Annotated in this window: 15 protein-coding genes and 1 pseudogene; 3 read left to right on the top strand and 13 right to left on the bottom strand. The window is 69.6% G+C overall.

All coding sequences use genetic code 11. From position 1 onward, the window contains the following. Positions 1-134: 134 nt before the first annotated feature. A complete protein-coding gene (locus IH68_RS0103505) occupies positions 135-2,501 on the top strand; it encodes a SpoIIE family protein phosphatase (protein WP_078912298.1) in 2,367 nt (788 codons plus the stop codon). Between the two features lie 428 nt (positions 2,502-2,929). Here the strand turns inward: IH68_RS0103505 and IH68_RS59685 are convergent, their stop codons facing one another. From IH68_RS59685 to IH68_RS0103460, 8 genes are all read right to left on the bottom strand, one after another. Next, a complete protein-coding gene (locus IH68_RS59685) occupies positions 2,930-3,355 on the bottom strand; it encodes a hypothetical protein (protein ID WP_159403636.1) in 426 nt (141 codons plus the stop codon). Positions 3,356-3,504: 149 nt separating this feature from the next. Further along, positions 3,505-4,266: a GntR family transcriptional regulator gene (locus IH68_RS0103490; RefSeq protein ID WP_159403635.1), complete on the bottom strand. Its 762-nt coding sequence runs from the start codon at positions 4,264-4,266 to the stop codon at positions 3,505-3,507. A gap of 112 nt (positions 4,267-4,378) precedes the next feature. Next, positions 4,379-4,783: a nuclear transport factor 2 family protein gene (locus IH68_RS0103485; protein ID WP_030928097.1), complete on the bottom strand. Its 405-nt coding sequence runs from the start codon at positions 4,781-4,783 to the stop codon at positions 4,379-4,381. Positions 4,784-4,850: 67 nt separating this feature from the next. Further along, entirely contained in the window at positions 4,851-6,131 is a 1,281-nt protein-coding gene (locus tag IH68_RS0103480) for an amidohydrolase family protein (RefSeq protein WP_037884508.1), read from the bottom strand. Then, positions 6,128-7,060, bottom strand: coding sequence for an alpha/beta hydrolase (locus tag IH68_RS49555; protein ID WP_051833135.1), 933 nt, complete (start codon positions 7,058-7,060; stop codon positions 6,128-6,130). The genes IH68_RS0103480 and IH68_RS49555 overlap by 4 nt, the downstream gene beginning before the upstream one ends. A 2-nt stretch (positions 7,061-7,062) precedes the next feature. Then, entirely contained in the window at positions 7,063-7,944 is an 882-nt protein-coding gene (locus IH68_RS0103470) for a fumarylacetoacetate hydrolase family protein (RefSeq protein ID WP_030928091.1), read from the bottom strand. Then, positions 7,931-9,592, bottom strand: a complete 1,662-nt coding sequence (locus IH68_RS0103465; RefSeq protein WP_063763496.1) for an MFS transporter — start codon at positions 9,590-9,592, stop codon at positions 7,931-7,933. The genes IH68_RS0103470 and IH68_RS0103465 overlap by 14 nt, the downstream gene beginning before the upstream one ends. Positions 9,593-9,740: 148 nt before the next feature. Then, on the bottom strand, positions 9,741-11,021 hold the full coding sequence (locus IH68_RS0103460) for an FAD-dependent oxidoreductase (RefSeq protein WP_078912296.1): 1,281 nt from the start codon (positions 11,019-11,021) through the stop codon (positions 9,741-9,743). 416 nt (positions 11,022-11,437) lie between these two features. On the opposite strand from IH68_RS0103460, the gene IH68_RS0103455 reads away from it, so the two are divergent. After that, a complete protein-coding gene (locus IH68_RS0103455; protein WP_030928085.1) occupies positions 11,438-12,364 on the top strand; it encodes a fumarylacetoacetate hydrolase family protein in 927 nt (308 codons plus the stop codon). 116 nt (positions 12,365-12,480) lie between these two features. Beyond that, positions 12,481-13,403, top strand: a pseudogene (locus IH68_RS49550) (transposase); the annotation flags it as partial. Positions 13,404-13,412: 9 nt separating this feature from the next. Here the strand turns inward: IH68_RS49550 and IH68_RS0103445 are convergent. From IH68_RS0103445 to IH68_RS0103425, 5 genes are read right to left on the bottom strand one after another with little or no spacing between them, the layout of a single operon-like run. Next, entirely contained in the window at positions 13,413-13,913 is a 501-nt protein-coding gene (locus tag IH68_RS0103445) for a GNAT family N-acetyltransferase (protein ID WP_030928084.1), read from the bottom strand. Positions 13,914-13,920: 7 nt separating this feature from the next. Further along, the gene (locus tag IH68_RS0103440) at positions 13,921-15,498 is read right to left on the bottom strand and encodes an acyl-CoA synthetase (protein WP_030928082.1); all 1,578 of its coding nucleotides are present in this window, start codon (positions 15,496-15,498) and stop codon (positions 13,921-13,923) included. 50 nt (positions 15,499-15,548) lie between these two features. Beyond that, on the bottom strand, positions 15,549-16,388 hold the full coding sequence (gene hcaB / locus IH68_RS0103435) for a 3-(cis-5,6-dihydroxycyclohexa-1,3-dien-1-yl)propanoate dehydrogenase (RefSeq protein WP_030928080.1): 840 nt from the start codon (positions 16,386-16,388) through the stop codon (positions 15,549-15,551). A gap of 3 nt (positions 16,389-16,391) precedes the next feature. After that, on the bottom strand, positions 16,392-17,258 hold the full coding sequence (locus IH68_RS0103430; RefSeq protein WP_051833131.1) for an alpha/beta fold hydrolase: 867 nt from the start codon (positions 17,256-17,258) through the stop codon (positions 16,392-16,394). A 24-nt stretch (positions 17,259-17,282) separates the two neighbouring features. Next, on the bottom strand, positions 17,283-17,846 hold the full coding sequence (locus IH68_RS0103425; protein WP_030928074.1) for a 3-phenylpropionate/cinnamic acid dioxygenase subunit beta: 564 nt from the start codon (positions 17,844-17,846) through the stop codon (positions 17,283-17,285). Between the last annotated feature and the right edge of the window lie 42 nt (positions 17,847-17,888).

Genomic DNA, 17,888 nt, shown 5'->3' with positions numbered 1-17,888 from the left:
CGGCACGCCGACCAGCGCGCGGCGTGGCCGCTCGGCTTGAAACCTGCCACCCTCAGGGGGATCGTGAACACGGTCAGCAAGTCCGGCAACAAGGCCACTCAGGGCGCGACAACAAGGCCACCAAGGACACGACAATGACGTCCGACGAGTCGCCCTGCCGACTCCCTCCGGCGTCGGCAGGGGCCTTCCTCGGCACGGCTGCGGCCATCGCGGTCACGGACCCGGACGGCCGGGTGACCCATTGGAGCAGCGGCGCCCAGACGCTGTGGGGCTATGCCCCCGAGGAGGTCATCGGCAAGCCTCTGGCCGATCTGTTCACCGCTGACTGGGCAGTGCTGAAGCACCGGGACGGCAGGCTGTCGGATGCTCAGGTGCGCCTCTATCCGCTGCCGTCCGACAAGCGGCCGACCGGGTGCCTGGTGATGGTCGTACCCGGGACGGACTCCCCGGACGAGTGCTCACTCAAGCGATGGATGTTCCAGGAGCAGCCCCTCGCCCTTTCGATCTTTGACCGCGAGGGACGCATACTGTTCGGCAACGAGGTCACGGAGCAGGCGACGGGCCTCTCCGAGCACGACGTCCGCGGCCGGTTCCTGGCCGAGATCCTTCAGGGCCCCGCATACGAGGAAGTCGAGCAGCGGATCCGCCGGGTTGTTCAGACCGGGAAGCCCGAATTCAGCGAGCTCTTCGTGAGGCTTCCGGGCGAGCCGAGGGCGCACCCCTGGGCTCTCGACATCTTCCCGCTCACGGACGAAGCTGGCCAGGTGCATGGGGCGGGTCTGTCGGCCTACGACTACTCCCAGCAGTACGAGTCCCGGGAGCGGCTGGCCCTCGTGAGCGAGGCCCGCACCCGCATCGGCACCAGCCTGGACGTGGTGGGCACCGCACGCGAGCTCACCGAGGTCGCCGTACCCCGCTTCGCCGACCTCGTCAGCGTGGACCTGCTCGACCCCGTCTTCCAGGGCGATGTGCCCGCACCTGTCCTGTCCGGTCCCGTCCCGCTGCGCCGGGCGGCATACAGGGTGGCGTCCGCGACGTCGGTAGAGCATCCGGCCCCGGACGAGATCAGCAACCATGTGGCTTCTTCGCCGATCGCCCGATGTCTGGCCAGCGGCCGGGCGCAACGGCACCACGTCAACGACTCCCAGGTCGTCCGCTGGTTCGCCGACGACCCTGTCCAGGCGGCGCAGGCCCGCGCGTGCGGAGTGCGTTCGCTGATCGCGGTACCCATCCGCGCCCGTGGCACCACCCTCGGGGCAGTCATGTTCGTCAGATGCTCGTCTCGCGAGCCGTTCGGCCCTGACGATCTGGCCGTCACCGAGGACCTGGTCGCGCGGGCGGCGGTCTGCCTGGACAACGCCCGCCGGTTCACCCGCGAACGCGGCATCTCGCTGGCGCTGCAACGCGACCTGCTGCCGCACGGCCCGACCACGCTTCCTGCCGTGGAGACGGCTTCCCGTTATCTCCCTGCGGGCGGCGGCGTGCAGGCGGGCGGCGACTGGTACGACGTGATCCCGCTGCCCGGCGGCCGCGTCGGTCTGGTCGTCGGCGATGTCGTCGGCCACGGCATCAACGCCTCAGCCACCATGGGCCGCCTGCGTACGGCGGTGCGCACCCTCGCCGACATCGACCTCCCGCCCGATGAGCTCCTCACCCACCTCGACGACATCGTCACCCACACCGAGGACGACACCGTCGCCACCGGCGAGATCCCCGGCGCCATCGGAGCCAGTTGCCTGTACGCGGTCTACGACCCCCTCTCCGGCATCTGCTCCCTTGCCCGGGCCGGCCATCCCCCGCCGATCCTGGTCCACCCGGACGGCACCAGCACGGTCATCGACCTGCCCGCCGGCCCGCCTCTGGGGCTGGGCAGCCTGCCCTTCGAGGCGGCCGAGGTCACCGTGCCCGAAGGAAGTCTGCTCGCCCTGTTCACCGACGGCCTCCTCTCGGCCGGCGATCGCAACCTCGACGAGGGACTCGACGCCCTGCGCCACACTCTGGCCCGGCCCGCATCCTCGCTTGCAGCGCTGTGCGACACCGTCCTGGGTACCCTGAGCCCCGAAGCGCGCACCGACGACATCGCCCTGCTCCTGGTCCGCACCCGTCTCTTCGACGAGGACCGCGTCGCCTCCTGGGACGTTCCCGTCGATCCCGCGGTCGTCGCCGAGACCCGCCGCCGCGCCTGCGACCGGTTGGCCGCATGGGGCCTGGAGGAAACCGCGTTCGTCACGGAACTGGTCATCAGCGAGCTGGTGACGAACGCCATCCGGTACGCCAGCGGCCCGATCCGCCTCAGGCTGATCAAGGACGAGGCACTGATCTGCGAAGTCTCCGACGGCAGCAGCACCAGTCCGCACCTCCGCCGCGCCCGGGTGTTCGACGAGGGCGGCCGCGGCCTGTTCATGGTCGCCGAGCTCACCCGAAGGTGGGGTACGCGCTACACCCGCACCGGCAAGACCATCTGGGCCGAGCTTGCTCCTCTCCATCTCTCCACGCGGTGAGGCGGTGGTCAGTGCCTGTTCCTGAGGCCGACATGACATGTCGGTTGGTCGTGACGTGTCAGCGAACGGCTCGCTGGCCCGTTATGGACACGGTGGTCGAGCGGTTGCGGGGCGAAGCTCGTGCGGACGTACGGACGGTGCGATCACGCCCTGGGGTCTCATCAGAAATCCGATCCCGAGCGGTGTGTGCCGCACTTCCCGCCGAAGGCATGCAAGGTGAGGAGCGGGTGTGCCTGCATCCTGTTCCTCCCGGCCGACGAGGTCTGCGACCCGAAGGTCAGCGGGTGTGAGTAGTTGAGATACAGGGAATCCCCGCGAGAACGATCATGGGCAGGCCTCGGCGTCACTGCCGATCCCTCGGCATGCCAGGGTTCACCCGTCCGACTTTCGTCTCGCACCACGTTTGATGCCACGCCAGGTCGGCCTGGCTAGGAGAGTCGGCGCCCCCCAAGCTGGCCTTTTGCCCGTCGGGTCAATGCGCCAACTATGACGGCACCGAGACAGTCCGCAGAACGCGCGTGCGTACCGCCTCGGCAAGCTGAACTTCGGCCTCCTGAGTCAGGACACTCGGGTTGGTGACCTCCGGGCAGCCGGTCGACGATCTCGCGGGCGGCAGGACTGAGTTCGGGGTCGAGGGTGAGGCGTTGTCCGTTGACGTCGATCGTGGCGGAGCGGGCGACGCGTAGGGTTTGGACGAGCTTCTTGATCGTGACGCCGGTGCGGTTCTGCAACAGGCGGCTGACGGCCAGGGCGGCGAACACGACGGTCACGTGGGTTTCGATCGAGTCGCGCTGGTGGTGGAAGACCGGCCGGGCGCGCAGGTCGGACCAGTACCGCGATCTGCGCGACGCCATACGAGCGACCTCACGCCGAACCCAGCCGGAGCAGACATAGACCCACACAAGCGGAGCGCACCTTCGCGGATCAGAAAGGTACGCCCGCCTGCAGGCAACTCCATAGAGGCTCCATAGAGGATCGTGTCAGGAGGTTCGGTGGTCCTCGGTTACGAACCTTGCCATGACCCGACCATCTGCAAGGCGGTCCGCGTGCAGATCGCGTCCGCCTCAGGCGCGAAGTCGGCTGTCAGCACGAGGGCGGTGCGGGCCAGGTGCCGGGCCAGGCACCCGGCTGCGGCCGCCGGATCCCGCGCCACCATCGCTTCGGCGATCTTCTCGTGCTCGGAGTTCCGCGATGCCCACTCGCGAGGCTGCGAGGACAGCACGGACACCCGCCGGTAGCGCTCGGCGCGGTCCATCAGGCTCGCGATCATCTGCGCCTGCGACGGGCTCGTGAGTGCCACGATCCGACGGTGGAACTCGACGTGGGCGGCATCCCAGGCCGGCAGGTCGTCGTTCTCGACTGCCGCTGCCAGCCTGGCCACGTTGTCCGCCAGGGCCGCATGATCCGCACTCGTCATGCGCTGGGTCGTCACGGCAACCGCCGTGGATTCCAGAAGCACCCGGCTGCTGTAGACCGCGTCAAGATCCTCAATCTCGAGCGGCGGGACACGCGCACGGCGATTGCGCTCGGTTATCAGCAGCCCCTCGGCCTCGAGTAGCCGGATCGCTTCCCGGACGGGCGTGGTACTGACGCCCAGCTGCCGGGCCAGCGCGACCTGAGACAGCACCGAGCCGGGCTCAAGCGCACCCTCCAGGATCATCGTGCGGAGCCGGTTCCCGACTTCCGCGGTGGCCTGCGAGACGTTTGCGCCCGTATGCACCGGGCCGCCGGATGGCGACTGGCGCACCGCGGTCGGCTCGGCCACGTCATCCGCCTCGCCCTGTAAAGCCCTCATGTCCAATCCTGCCTATTGCGTTGACGGCCCCTGGCACCGAGGCGGCGGAATCGGCCGGCGCTAGCGCTCATGGTGACTCCGCTCACGGTACGGTGACGAACGGCGCGCGGTCGATGAACACCTGAAGACTGCTGATGACGTGCGCGTCGTGCCGGATGACCGCCATTGTGGGCACGGTCTCGACCCGGCCGTCCGGGAATGTGAACCGCTCCTGGAATTGGATCATGACGTGGCCGTGCGCATCCCAGACGTTGCGGAAGGGGTGCTGCATCGCGTGCGTCTCGTGCGCGGTCCGCAGCGCCTGGACCGCGGCCGCCTTACCGTGCAGCGGCGGAAGCGCACCGAACGTCAGGGTGAGGTCGTCGGCGAAGTCCTTGCTGTACCCCTCGAGATCGCCGGCGTCGACCAAGGCATAGTGGTCGACGAGCCAGCCGGGCACCTCGGGGCGCAGGGTCAGGATCTCGGCGACATCGGTGGTTGCGGTCATGAACTTCTCCGGGCACCTTTCCACTCTAATGCCAGCAACATCAGGAATTTCGCCGGTGGATCCATGCTCAGGCATGAACGCTCTGGTGTTCCAGAGCGAGCAGGGATTCGAGTTCCTCGCGCCGAGGGCGCTTGTGGAAACGGCCGCCCTGCATGATGTGCGTGATCCTGTCGCGGTCACGCAGGATACCGATGTCCTGCAGCGGATCGCCGTCCACCAGCAGCAGGTCGGCGAGGTAGCCTTCGCGGACCAGCCCGAGTTCGTCGCCCATGCCCATCAGCTGGCCGCCGTACATCGTGGCTGCCCGCAGGGCTTCGGCAGGGCTGAAGCCGTACAGTTCCACGAAATACTGCAGGTCGCGGGCGTTGGCTCCGTTCGGGTTCCACGGAAAACCGTAGTCGCCGCCGGGCAGTACCCGGATACCGCGGCGCCGCATCTCGGGGATGACCGTACTCCACCGTTCGAGCGTTTCCAGCATGCCCTTCTCGGCAACGACCGTGGCGTCCATGCCGAACTGCGCTGCCTCATAAGCGCCGGTGTAGACCACTCCCACCGCCGGTGCGACGAAGACGCGGTCCTTGGCTTCTTCGAGCAGGTCCAGGGCCTCCTCGTCGGCGTGCGTGCAGTGGTAGATGGCGCGGAAGCCGTTCTGCACCGCCTGCTTGACCGACGCGGCGGCGTGCGCGTGACAGGCCAGCCAGACCCCGGACTCGCGGGCCTGCTCTCCGGCCGCTTTCACCTCCTCGTCGGTGTATAGCAGTTGATGGGAGCCGCCGGGCACGAATGCGTCGTCGCTGGACAGCAGGAACTTGATCGTATCGACACCGTTGGCCGCCCATTTGCGGACGTATGCCCGTACCGCCTCCGGCCCGCGGCCGTGGTCGTCCGGATCGTGTACGTCGGGCACGGCGACGTCACCTTCCGGTGCGCGCTCGATACATGACGCGCGCAGCCGCGGACCGGGCAGCCAGCCGCCGTTGATCTCCGCGCGCAGCGCGATCTCGAACCTGCCGCCGAGCGATCCGGCCGAGTACGCGCTGGTGAACCCGGCATCCAGCAGAGTCTTGGCGTTGTGGGCGGTGACCAGCAGGTGTTCTTCCGCCGGGAGTTCCATGGTGGGGATCAGCCGGTCCACCGACGACGGCCACGACAGGTGGGCGTGCGCCTCGATGAGACCGGGCAGCAGGGTCTTTCCCGCAGCGTCGACGACCTCGGCGCCCTCCCGGTTCACCTGGCCCGAACCGGCGGCGACCTGTGTGACCCGGTCGCCCTCCACGCGCACCTCCCCGGCGAAAGGCTCGCCGCCGGTGCCGTCGAAGATCCTCGCGTTGATAAAGACAGTTGTCATTTTCCCTGCTCCTCAATTGCTCGGTCCGCAGTGCGGCACCGGGAAGCGCCGAGGCGCTTTTCTGCGAAATTCCGCACGGACGCGACGAGCGGTGCGGTGTCGTCCATGCCGAGCCATCCGTGCTCGGCGCCGGGCACGGTGATCAGCTCGACCTCGGCTCCTGCCCGGGTCAGTGCCGCGGCCAGCGCCTGGCTCTGCGTGAGGGGTACCAGCGAGTCCGCGGTGCCGTGCATGATCAGGAACGGCGGCGCGTCCGGCCCGACGTGGCTGACCGGGCTCGCCGCGCGCGCCTCGGCCAGGCGCTCGCCGATCGGGCCGCCGATCAGCTGAGCCTCGCGCAGGTGCGGGTCGGCCGGGTCGCACATCGCCGGAAGGTCGGCCGGCCCGAACCAGTCCACGACGCCCGCGACCGCCGGCCGCGGTTGCGTGGCCGCGGCATGCGGTTCCCCGGCAGCATCCCGAGCGCCAAGGCCGGCCAGCGCGGCGAGATGGGCCCCGGCCGACTCACCCCAGAGCAGCACGCTGGAGGTGTCCAGGCCAAGCTCGCTGCCCCGGGCGGCCAGCCAGCTCAGGGCGGCGTAGACGTCCCTCAGCTGGGCGGGGAAGATCGCCTCGGCGCTGAGCCGGTAGTCGATGCACGCCAGCGCCAGGCCGGCCTCGGTGAACGTGGAGACGGCGAACGGGAAGCGCCGCCGCGACCCTCTCATCCAGCCGCCCCCGTGCACGTAGACGACAAGGCCGGCCGGGCCCGCTGCCGCGGGAAGGTGCACGTCCATCAGAAGGGGCCGATAGCCCTCCCACGCCGCGAACTCGATGTCGCTGTAGGAGCGGGTACCCGGATGCCGTAGCTGTGGTGCCGGAAGGGGCTGGCTGGCCGGATCCGGCTGGACCGCCTGCCGCAGCTGTGCGATCAGCGCTGGACTGAGCATGGTCAGTTCCTCCCCGGCTGCGTGCCGTGTTCCCGCGCCGCGGTCGCGGCACCGGTCATGTCGTGGAGCATCTCCCCCAGGCCCTCGATCCGGCTGGCGAGCCGGTCGCCCGCACGTAGGTAGCGCTGCGGCGTGCGACCGATTGCCACCCCCGCCGGCGTTCCGGTGAAGATGATGTCCCCCTCCAGCAGCGGGAGGATCCGCGACAGCCTGGCCATGATCTCCCCGACGCTGAAAAGCATCGACGCCGTCCGGTCCCGCTGCATCACCTCGCCGTTGACCGAGCACTCGATCGCCAGGTCGTCCGGGTCGGGAACCTCGCGGACGTCCGCCACATACGGCCCGATCGGGCTGAACCCGGGAGAGGACTTGCTCAGGCTGAACTGCGGCTGGGAGCCCGCGAACTGGCGCGCGCGGTCAGACAGGTCCTGTCCGATCATGAGCCCGGCCACGTACTTCCAGCCGTCTTCGGCCTCGATCTGCCAGGCGGCCCGGCCGATGACAACGACGAGCTCCACCTCCCAGTCCACCGCGGCGGACGGCAGCGCGACAGTGCCCCGGGGACCGGTGAGACTGGTGAAGAACTTGGTGAAGACCATCGGCTCACGCGGAGGCTCCACCCTGGCTTCGGCCGCATGCTCAAGGTAATTGAGACCGACGGCGAAGATCTGCCGCGGCCGCGGCACGGGCGGCAGCAGTTCGCTTGCCCGGTAAGGCCGGCCGTTGCCAAGGCTGCTTCCCGCGGCCCAGTCCGAGATCTCCTGCCACCGGCCGAAGACCGCCTGGGGGTCAGCTGGGAAACGGCCATCGCTCGCCTGTGCGATATCGAAGTAGAGGCCGCCCTCGACCAGGTGCGCGCGGTGATCAATATTAGCGACCTTCACTCGCCACGTCCCTTTCCCGTGAACCGGTGGCTCCCGCCTCCTGCCCGGCTGGCGTCTCGGCAGGCGACGGGATGTCCACTGAACCGGTGGCTCCCGCCTCCCGCCTGGTCGGCCCGACCGCCGTCTCGGCGGGCGACGGGATGTCCGCGCCCGCCACCCGACTCGCACCGCGCAGTGTCACCACGGCGAACAGGGCGGCGATCACGGCCGCCACGCCGCACACCGCGAAGCCGAGGGAGTAGCCGGAACCGAGCGCTGCCATGGCGATGGGTGCGGCCTGGCCGGGGGGACTGTTCGGCGGCACCGAATTCACGGCAAGCGGACCGCCGGCCTGGGCGACCGCTCCGGCGGCGGCCTTGAGCCCGGGAGGCAGAGCGGAATCCTCCAGGTGCCTGCCGAACAGCGAAGACGCGCGGCTGAGCGCGACCGCGCCGACGATCGCCGGTCCCAGCGTGAGACCGAGGTCTCGCAGCATGCTGATCGCCCCGCTGGCCATGCCCGCCAGGTGTGCCGGCACGCTGTTCACCGCGACCGCGCTGATCGAGGCGATCAACAGCGCAGCGCCGACGCCCACGATGATCTGTGGCGCCAAGACCGCAACCACCGACCGGTTGGTGATACTCAGGGCCGCCATCCAGAACGCCCCGACGGCGATGAGAAGCGCACCGCCGCAAAGAACGACGCGCGGCTTGGCTCGCTCCAGCAAGCGCGCGGTGACCGGGGCTTGCACGACCATGACGCCGTTGGCTGCCAGGAACGGAACGGCCAGGAGGATCGGGCTGAGGTGCTGGATCACACCCAGGCGGAAGCTCGTTGCGTACGCGAAGCCGAGGAAGGAGAACATGCCGACTACCCCGACGACCGACACCGCCGCGAAGTCGCGGTTACGGAAAAGCCCGAGCTGGAGCAACGGCGACCGCACCCTGGACTCGGCGAACAGGAAGAGCACCAGGAACACGGCTGCCGTCACGAATGCGGTGACCACTCGAGGTGAGGACCAGCCGTCGCTCGGGCCCTGGATAACGCCGTAGAGCAACGCGGACAGCCCGATCACGATGGTGACCTGGCCGGCCCAGTCGAGCGAGCGTCCCTGCGGCGCGTTCGAGTCCTGGGCGAAGCGAGAGATGATCATGCCGATCACCGCGAGCGCCGCCACGGAGTAGAACGACAACGGCAGCGACCCGTAGGTCGCGGTGAGCCCGCCGAGAAGAGGAGCGAGGCCGCCGCCGATGGCCATGGCCGCGCCCCAAACCGCGATCCCTCGCGCGCGCTCTCGCAGGGTGCTCGTTCCGGCTGCCACCATGGCGAGCGTGCTGGGGAAGATCGCGGCCGCGGCGATGCCCGACAGAAGCTGCCCGGCCAGCAGCGGGGCGGAATCGTGGGCGAGCGCCGAGATCAACTCGCCGACCGCCAGCAGAGCGGCGCCGCCCGTCAGCAGGCGCTTGCGGCCGAACAGGTCGCCGAGCACGCCGAAGGTCAGCTCGAGCACCGTGATCGGAAGCAGCAAGACGTCGGTGACCCAGGTGACCTGGGATCCCGTCAAGTGGAGGTTCTGCTGCAATGCTCCGCTCAAGGTGGCGGGCATGGCGATGGCGAGCTGGGCCAGGCACACGCCGACGCAAACCGCGATGAGCGTGGCTGTGCGCATCCCTCCGGCCGAAGCCGGGGCTGCGCTCCTATCAGGGACGGACATGCTTGACTCCATTGTCAGGGTATGCAGATTCGAAAGGGGAAAGTCCTCTTGCTTCGCTTCGGACACAGTCAGTCCGGGTAGTCGCCCGCGGGGCGCTGTCGCGTCACTGAAGGTCGGGCAGGAACTCCGGCACGGTGCTGGCCCGGGGATCGGACGCCGCCCTGAGGATGGGGAACACCTCGGCGCGCATTTCCGCTTCGTACGCGCCGATCGCCTCCAGCAGCGGCACCTGTCCGCGAGCCGCCTGGGTCAGGGCCCGGGCCAGGGACGCGGCATCCCGCAACGCGAGGTTGCCACCGGTACCGTAGGCGGGCGGCATGGCGTGGATGGCGTCGCCGAGCAGGGTGACCCGCGAGGCCGGCCACGGCTCGGCCTGCTCCAGGTGACGTACCGTCACCGGAATGATCGTCGCCGGATCGGCCCGCTCCACCAGCCCTGACATGACCGGATGCCAGTCGTCGACGACCGCCCGCATGACGTTGTGCCGTGCATCCGCGGTCGCGCTCCAGAGCTCCGCGCCCCCGGGGAACACATCGCTGCCGGGCGGGGTGAACAAGCCGGTCATGAGATAGGGGCCGACCGGGTCGATCTCGGCGTCGGGCGCGAGATCGGCGACCGCCTCGGCGATCGGCCGCCGGGGCCGGTACGCGCCGCAGACCAGCAGGGTTCCCTTCGGGTCGGAGATCATGGCGAACCCGTCAAAGAGACCGGCAGGCAAGGTCGCCACCATCTCGTCGGTCAACGGCGCGAGCGCATAGAGGCCGCGGAGCCCGCTGTCCACAACCGGCACGCCAGGCAGAAGCTGTCGTCGGATGACGGAGTTGATGCCGTCCGCGGCGACGAGGACATCCCCGGTCGCGGACGAACCGTCTGCGAGCAGCAGTCGCACGCCGTCGCCATCGGCCATGAACCCGGTAGCGGTGCGGCCGAGGTGCAGAACGTCCTTCAGGCCGACCATCATGATCTGCCGCAGAGTGCGCCGGTTGACCGCTGTGTGGGGGCGAACGGGGTCATTGGGCGGATCCAGGTGAGGGCGCGTGCCCACTTCGTTGCCCAGGTGGTCGAAGTGAACCATGAGCGCTCGCCGCGGGGTGGCCGTCGAGGTCTGCGCGTACAGCTCATACAAGGGCTCAGGCAGGCACTGCTGCAGGGCCCGGCCGCCGTCGCTGTTCATGTGCAGGCGGTAGCCGCTGCGCACGACCTCCGGCGCGCTCTCGTAGACGGCGCAGCTGACGCCGCTTTTGCGCAGACCCTGCGCCAGGCCGAGCCCTCCGATGCCGCCGCCGACGATCAGCACGTGGAATGACTTGGCCGCGTAATCCGCGGTTCCCTTCCCGGGTGCAGAGCTCACGTCCACCTCCTCGTAGTACGTGAGGTGGATCATATAGCCTTAGAAACCAAAGTCCATAGAGTTTGGCCATCGATTACGTACGCAAGGCAACAACGGGGAGGGGACTTCGATGCTGCACCCGACCGCCTCGCTCGACCGTGACGGCGCATCCGGTAGGGAGCTGAGGGTGGCCTCACCGCGAGCCGCGACCGCCTTGCCCGGAGATCGGCCACACTGCTTTCTGCGCCAAGAGTTACTCAGTTGACCTGGCTTCCGCAGGCGGCCGGGCTGGCGGGCACGCCGGAAGAGCTGCACGGGTACGCGCGCGCCGTCCTCCCGGCGGTCCTCGCCGACGGCGGCCCGGCTCCCCCGCTGAAGGCGCCGACCCCGAGGGCGCCCTCCATGGAACTCTATAGACTTTCCCTCGCCGTGTTCGCTTTCCCTGTCGTTGTTCACATTGGAGGCACCACATGACGATCCCTCGCTACGTGCTGGCCAGCATGGAATCTGGGGGCGGCCCCGAGGCAGCCGTCGTATACGACGACACCGTGTACGGACTTCCCGGCGGTCCCTCGATGCGGACGGTGCTGGACGACTGGCCCGGGTGGACGGGACAGATCGAGTCCGCCATCGGGGCGGGCCGCCTGGGCCGGGGCGTTCCGGTGCGGGATGTGCAGCTCACAGCCCCGCTTCCGGAGCCCCGCAACCTCTACATGTGCGGCGCCAACTATGCCGATCACGCCCGCGAGATGCGCGGGCTTGCCCGCGACGCCCCGATCGCGCGCCCGCTCCACGGCCCGTTCTTCTTCCTCAAGCCGACCTCAACCGTCGTGGGTCCGGACAGCGCCGTCGCGCTGCCGCACGGCATCGAGCGCCTGGACTGGGAAGTGGAGCTCGCCGCGGTCATCGGCACCCCGGCGCGTAACCTGTCCGAGCAGCACGCCCTCGACTGCCTGGCCGGCTACACAGTGATCAACGACGTGTCCGTACGCGACCGGTTCAAGCGCGAGCCGGCTCCCGAGCCGCCGATGGCGTTCGACTGGTTCACTCAGAAGGGTTGGGCCACTACCTGCCCGATGGGGCCATGGCTCGTGCCGTCGAAGTTCTGCGCCAACCCTGGCGACCTCAAGATGACACTGATGGTCAACGGCCTCGTCAAGCAGAACTCCACGACAGCCGAGATGATCTTCGACCTGAAGGCGCAGATCGCGTTTCTCAGCCGGATCGTCCAGCTTCTGCCGGGTGACGTCATCGCGACGGGAACCCCCGCCGGCGTAGGCGCCGGCGACAAGAACTCCCGCTATCTGCAGCCCGGGGACGAGATGGTGGCCGAGGTCGAGGGCATCGGAACCTTGCGCAACCGGATCGAACCGGAACAGTTGAACGCCGCCGGCTGAGTATTCTCTCGGACGCGTTCGTGTACGGCGCGCTGCCCGAGCGCGCCGTAACGGACGTCCGCGCGAAAACGCGGCCTGCGCTCACGCCGGCTTACTGCCCGACCTCCAGGATCACCCAACTGCGCAATGTCGTCGAGCGGCTGACGCAAGCCGGGTCTGGCGGCCGGGCGACCCGGAGATCCTCATCGTGATGGACGCCGGCTACGACGTCGCCTACCTCACCCACGCCCTGGCCGACCTGCCGGTGATGCTGCTCGGGCGCCTGCGCTCGGACCGGGTCATGCTCCGCGACCCGGGCCCGGCCCGTTCCGGCCCCAAGGGCGGGCGGCCCCGCCGGCACGGCGGAGTCCTCACCTTCGCCAAGCCCGACAGCCGGCACCAGCCCGACCTCGCCACAGCCACGCACACCACCCGCTACGGCACGGCCGAGGCGACGGCCTGGGACCGCATGCACCCCAGGCCCACCCACCGAGGCCCCTGGCTGGACCACGCCAAAGAAGAACCGCCCATCCTGCACGGCACATTGATCCGCCTCCCGGTCGAGCGCCTGCCGGGCGACCGCGACCCGAAACCGGTCAGGCTGTGGTGCTCCGCCACCGCCGCAACACCGGTGGACGTGGACCGCTGGTGGCAGTCCTTCCTCCGCAGATTCGACCTGGAGCACACCTTGAGGCTCCTGAAGCAGACGCTCGGCTGGACGGCATCGAAGATCCGCCACGCCGACAGCGCCGATCTGTGGACCTGGCTCATCATCGCCGCCCACACCCAGCTCCGCCTCGCCCGCCCCCTCGCCGAGGACCTGCGCCGTCTTTGGGAGCGACCCGCCGCACCCCGCCGCCTCACCCCCGCCCGCGTCCGCCGGGGGTTTCGCAACATCCGCGCGACGGCGGCCCGTCCGTCGGCCGCACCGAAACCGTCCAAGCCGGGCCCGGGACGACCTCCCGGCTCGAAGAACAGGCAGCGCGCCACACGTCACGACGTCGGCAAAACGGCCAAACCTGCCGAATCGATCAAGGAATACCAAGCCCGCCGAGGATAAACGCCAAGCTCAGTGGGGCATGTCGTCGAGGGCAGTGGACATGTCGGCGAGGTCCGGCGGTTCGGCGGCGAACAGGACCACGCTGGCGTCGGGCAGGTCGGCCTCGGTGACCCGGAGGAGTCCGCCCGCCTCAAGGGCGGCCTGGGTGACGGTGTCGCTCTCGTCCGGTGCGGCGACGATGCGGCGGCAGCGGGGGTCGGCGAGGAAGAGTGCGGGGACGAGGGCGCATAGCAGTTTCGCGGCAAGCGCCGGGCCGGACGGCCCGTGGTCGGGGAGGACCAGGCCCAGGGCAAGGTCGTGGGTGCCGTACGGATAGCAGCTGTGCAGCGGGTGGTGCGCGACGCGGTGGACGCGCAGGAGCAGCGTCGGACCGCCCTGGGCCTCGGTGACGGCATACGTGCGCGCCGTCTGCGGAGTTACCGTGGCGGGCTCGTCGAGCTTGCGCAGCGTCCAGTCGGTACCCAGGACGGGTTCGGGCGGTGCCGGTACGACGGCGGTGTGGATGCTCATGGCCGGCTCACGGTGTCTCGGCGGACCGCTGGGTCTCGACCCAGCTCCGCAGTGCGGACTTGACCAGCTTGCCGCTGCCGTTGCGGGGCAGCTGTTCGGCGATCAGCACCTGGGTGGGCAGCTTGTAGCGGGCCAGGTGCCCGCCGGTGAAGGCGCGCACCTCCTCCAGTGTGGGCGTGGTCCCGGGCTCGCAGGTCAGCACGGCGAGCACGGTCTCGCCCCACTTCGGATGCGGGACGCCGATGACGGCCGCCTCCACGACACCCGGGTACGCGGCGAGAACGCGCTCGACCTCGGCCGGGTACACGTTCTCCCCGCCGCTGATGATCATGTCCTTGAGGCGGTCGACGATGTAGTAGAAGCCGTCCTTGTCCCGGTGCGCGATGTCGCCGCTGTGGAACCAGCCCGCGTCGTCGAAGGCGGCACGGGTGGCCTCGGGGTTGTTCCAGTAGCCGGGCGTGACGTTCGGGCCGCGCACGCAGATCTCCCCGCGCGTGTCCGCGTCCCGCACGCCGGCCCCGGTGACCGGGTCGACGATGCGGATCTCCGTGTACGGCATGGGTGCGCCGGCCGATCCGGCCTTCTCCGCCGTGAGCCCGGCCGGGAGGTAGCTGGCGAAGGGCGCGGTCTCGGTCAGCCCCCACGCCTGCTGGAGCAGGATGCCGCGTTCTTCGTAGTTCCTGATCAGCTGGGGCGGGACGGGGGCGCCCGCGACGATCGCGGATCGCAGGGCGGAGAGGTCGGCCGCGGCGAAGCCGGGCACGCGGGTCAGGGCGCTGTACATCGCGGGGACCGCGAACAGGGTCGTCACGCGGTGCTGGACGAGGTCCTCCAGGCACTGGGCGGGGTCGAAGCCGCGGCGCACGACGACGGTGCCGCCGCGCACGAGGGTGCGCAGGGTGAGGGCGTTGAGGCCGCCGATGTGGAAGAGCGGGGCGACGGCGAGGTTCACGTCGTCCGGGCGGGTGTCCACGACACTTTCGACGTTGACCGCGTTCCACCAGAGGTTGCCGTGGGTGAGCATGACACCCTTGGGTCGGCCGGTCGTGCCGGACGTGTACATGAGCGCCGCCAGGTCGTCGTCGTACAGCGCTACCGGCTCCGTGCCACGTCGGTCGGCTGCGAGCAGCTCCGAGAGCGGTGTCCAGACGGCGGCGGGCGCCGTCGCCGCGGGGCACCGCGGATCTGTGTCGACCAGCACGTGGATGCGGGCGGGTATGTCGCTCATCACCGACTCGACGAGTGCGCGATGGCCCTCCTCGACGACCAGGGTGTGCGCACCGCTGTCGCTGAGGATGTGGCGCACCTCCTCGGCCGCGAGCCGGAAGTTGACCGGCACGAAGACCGCCCCGAGGTGTGCCGCGGCCAGCAGCGTCTCGAAGAAGGTCACGCTGTTGAGGCCGAGGTAGGCGACCCGGTCGCCGCGCCGCAGTCCACGTTCGGCCAGCCCGGCGGCCAACTCGGCTGTCCTGCGGCTGAGTTGGGCGGCAGAGATCTCATGGCCCTCGTAGACGAGTGCGCAGGCGGTGGGGTACTGGGCTCTGCGGTGCAGTGCCGCGGCGGGGCTGATGTCGACGGCGGCCATGCGGCGGCTCCTTCGATGGCTGTCGTGCGGAAGTGAGAAGGGGAGACGGTTCAGAGGCCGGCGCCACCGGCCGGGGAACGGAATCCGCGGACGGCGATGCCGCCGTCGGCGGGGATCACGGCGCCGGTGACGGTGCCGCTGTTGGCGCGGGAGGCGAGCAGGACGTACGGGCCGGTGAAGTCCTCCGGCTCGACGCTGGAGTCGTACAGCGGGATGAGCGGTTGCTGTTCCTGTCCGGACGCCTCGTTCTTGGCGAAGGAGGCTTCGAGCGTGCGGTTCTGCAGGCCCAGGCTCTGCGGGCCGCGCAGCTTGGTGCGCATGCCGCCGACGGCGACGCCGTTGACGCGGACGCGCGGCGCCAGCTCGTAGGCGAACTGCCGGAGCAGGCCGAGGCAGGCGTGCTTGCTGGCGGTGTACAGGGGGCCGCCACCGTCGGTGTGGAAGGAGGCGTTGGACAGGGTCATCACGATGCTGCCGCGCGTGGCGACGAGTTCCCGCCAGGCCGCCTCGACGGCGAGGCCGTAGCCCTTGACGTTGATGCCGAAGATTTCGTCGAACGCCTCGGACAGCTCCTTGCCGTCGAGCTTGGTGACGCTGCGGTGGTAGTCCCAGATCCCGGCGTTGGGGACGAGGATGTCCAGCTTGCCGAACCTCTCGACGGTCGCGTCCACCGCCCGGTGCAGATCGTCCGGGGAGCGTACGTCGCCGGTGAGGGGCAGCACCCGGTCGGAGAGGTCGCCCGCCGCGGCGACGACCTCCTCCAACTGCGCGGCCCCACGGCCGAGGACGGCGACGCTCGCGCCTTCGGCGAGGTAGCGCAGGGCGACAGCGCGACCGATGCCGGAGCCCCCGCCGGTGATCAGGGCGACCTCGCCCTCCAGCCATCCCATGATTCAGTGCTCCCCGAGGAAGTCGGTGACCAGGCGCTCGAACTCGGCCTGCCGCTCCAGCTGGACCCAGTGGCCGCAGCCGCCGAAGACGTGCAGCTGGACGTCGCGGATCTGCTTGAGCATGAGCTGGGCGCCGTCGAGGGTGATGGTGCGGTCGTCGCGGCCCCACAGCAGGAGGGTGGGCGCCTTGATCTTGTGAACGCGCTGCCACAGCGGGTCCATGCCGTGCCGCTTGGCGAAAGCGGCGTTGTAGGCGTGGTAGAAGGCGATGTGGGACGCGTCGAGGGACGCCTCGTAGCGGGCCTGCGCGGTGTCGGCCCAGCGCTTGGGCTCGGCGGTCATGACGCCAATGAAGTCCCGCATCTTCTTCAGGGTGGGGCCCTCGCCGTTGTAGTAGCGGAACATGGCCTTCTGGCCCTCGGTCGGGGTGGGCCCGAAAGGCAGCCACCCGCCGCCGGGAGCCATCAGAATCAACTTCTCGACCCGACCCGGGGCTTCGAGTGCGGTGGCGATGGCGGCGGCCCCACCGAGGCTGTTGCCGAGCAGGTGGAAGCGGTCGATGCCGAGGGCGTCCAGGGTCTGCAGCAGGGCGTCGACGGTGATCTCGGTGATGCTGCGGGCGTCGAGGTCGGCCTCGGTGGGGCGGTAACTGCCGCCGAAGCCGGGCTGGTCGGGCAGGATCACGCGGAAGTGCTCGGTGAGCGCGGGGAGGTTCTGGCGGTAGTTGGCCACCGCGCTCGCGCCGGGGCCGCCGCCGTGCAGCATCACCAGCACCGGGCCCTCGCCGGCCTCGCTGACCGCGACGGTGCCGAGCGTGGTCTGCACGGTGTGCTCGACGAGCTTCACCTCTGTGGTCTGTTCAGTGGTCACGAGCGGGCTCCGGTTCACAAGGGCTTACAGGAAGGTGCTGATGTTCTTGGCGAGCAGGACGTTCTGGTCGATCAGGATGGTGCGGCGCGCGATCAGCAGCCGTCCGTCGTCCGGGTCGCGGCGCAGCTGGTCGGTGCGGCCGCCGGCGTAGAGGTCGACCTCACGTTCCAGGCGGTTGCGGTAGCAGAGGAAGGCGGACTCGGCGACGTACTCGCCGGGCTCGTCGGCCGGCCAGACCAGGATGTTGGTGATCAGATGCCGGGTCCGCGACGGCGGGTCCTCGGCCCAGGCCATGCCCGAGTCGAACCGGCGGATGCGCCAGGCCAGGCTCGCCTTGGTCTCGTCGAAGATGGCGACCTCGCCGGGCGAGCCGTCGGCCAGGGCCTGCTGGCGCCGCAGGCGGTTGGTGCGTACCGGCGCCCAGTAGTGCAGGTCGTCGGTGAACAGCTCCAGCCAGTCGGCGTAGCGGTGCTGGTCGAGCAGCTGTGCCTCGACGGCGTACAGGCGCTGTACCTCGAAGTGGAGCCGCATGTCCTCGTCGACGGCGGGTGCGGTCGTCCGGGGGGTCTCCGGGGGGTGGATGCTCATCGGGGGTCCTCCTGCGGGCCGCGCCGGGTGGTGCCATTCCAG

The sequence above is a fragment of the Streptomyces sp. NRRL S-646 genome (assembly GCF_000720765.1).
Classification (GTDB): domain Bacteria; phylum Actinomycetota; class Actinomycetes; order Streptomycetales; family Streptomycetaceae; genus Streptomyces.
The sequence above is the reverse complement of the archived record's forward strand: the minus strand, read 5'-3'. Positions and strand labels throughout refer to the sequence as shown.

Coding starts and splice junctions, on each gene's coding strand:
- IH68_RS0103505 (WP_078912298.1), top strand. CDS start 135: ATGACGTCCGACGAGTCGCCCTGCCGACTCCCTCCGGCGTCGGCAGGG.
- IH68_RS59685 (WP_159403636.1), bottom strand. CDS start 3,355: ATGGCGTCGCGCAGATCGCGGTACTGGTCCGACCTGCGCGCCCGGCCG.
- IH68_RS0103485 (WP_030928097.1), bottom strand. CDS start 4,783: ATGACCGCAACCACCGATGTCGCCGAGATCCTGACCCTGCGCCCCGAG.
- IH68_RS0103480 (WP_037884508.1), bottom strand. CDS start 6,131: ATGACAACTGTCTTTATCAACGCGAGGATCTTCGACGGCACCGGCGGC.
- IH68_RS49555 (WP_051833135.1), bottom strand. CDS start 7,060: ATGCTCAGTCCAGCGCTGATCGCACAGCTGCGGCAGGCGGTCCAGCCG.
- IH68_RS0103465 (WP_063763496.1), bottom strand. CDS start 9,592: ATGCGCACAGCCACGCTCATCGCGGTTTGCGTCGGCGTGTGCCTGGCC.
- IH68_RS0103460 (WP_078912296.1), bottom strand. CDS start 11,021: ATGATCCACCTCACGTACTACGAGGAGGTGGACGTGAGCTCTGCACCC.
- IH68_RS0103455 (WP_030928085.1), top strand. CDS start 11,438: ATGACGATCCCTCGCTACGTGCTGGCCAGCATGGAATCTGGGGGCGGC.
- IH68_RS0103445 (WP_030928084.1), bottom strand. CDS start 13,913: ATGAGCATCCACACCGCCGTCGTACCGGCACCGCCCGAACCCGTCCTG.
- IH68_RS0103440 (WP_030928082.1), bottom strand. CDS start 15,498: ATGGCCGCCGTCGACATCAGCCCCGCCGCGGCACTGCACCGCAGAGCC.
- hcaB (WP_030928080.1), bottom strand. CDS start 16,388: ATGGGATGGCTGGAGGGCGAGGTCGCCCTGATCACCGGCGGGGGCTCC.
- IH68_RS0103425 (WP_030928074.1), bottom strand. CDS start 17,846: ATGAGCATCCACCCCCCGGAGACCCCCCGGACGACCGCACCCGCCGTC.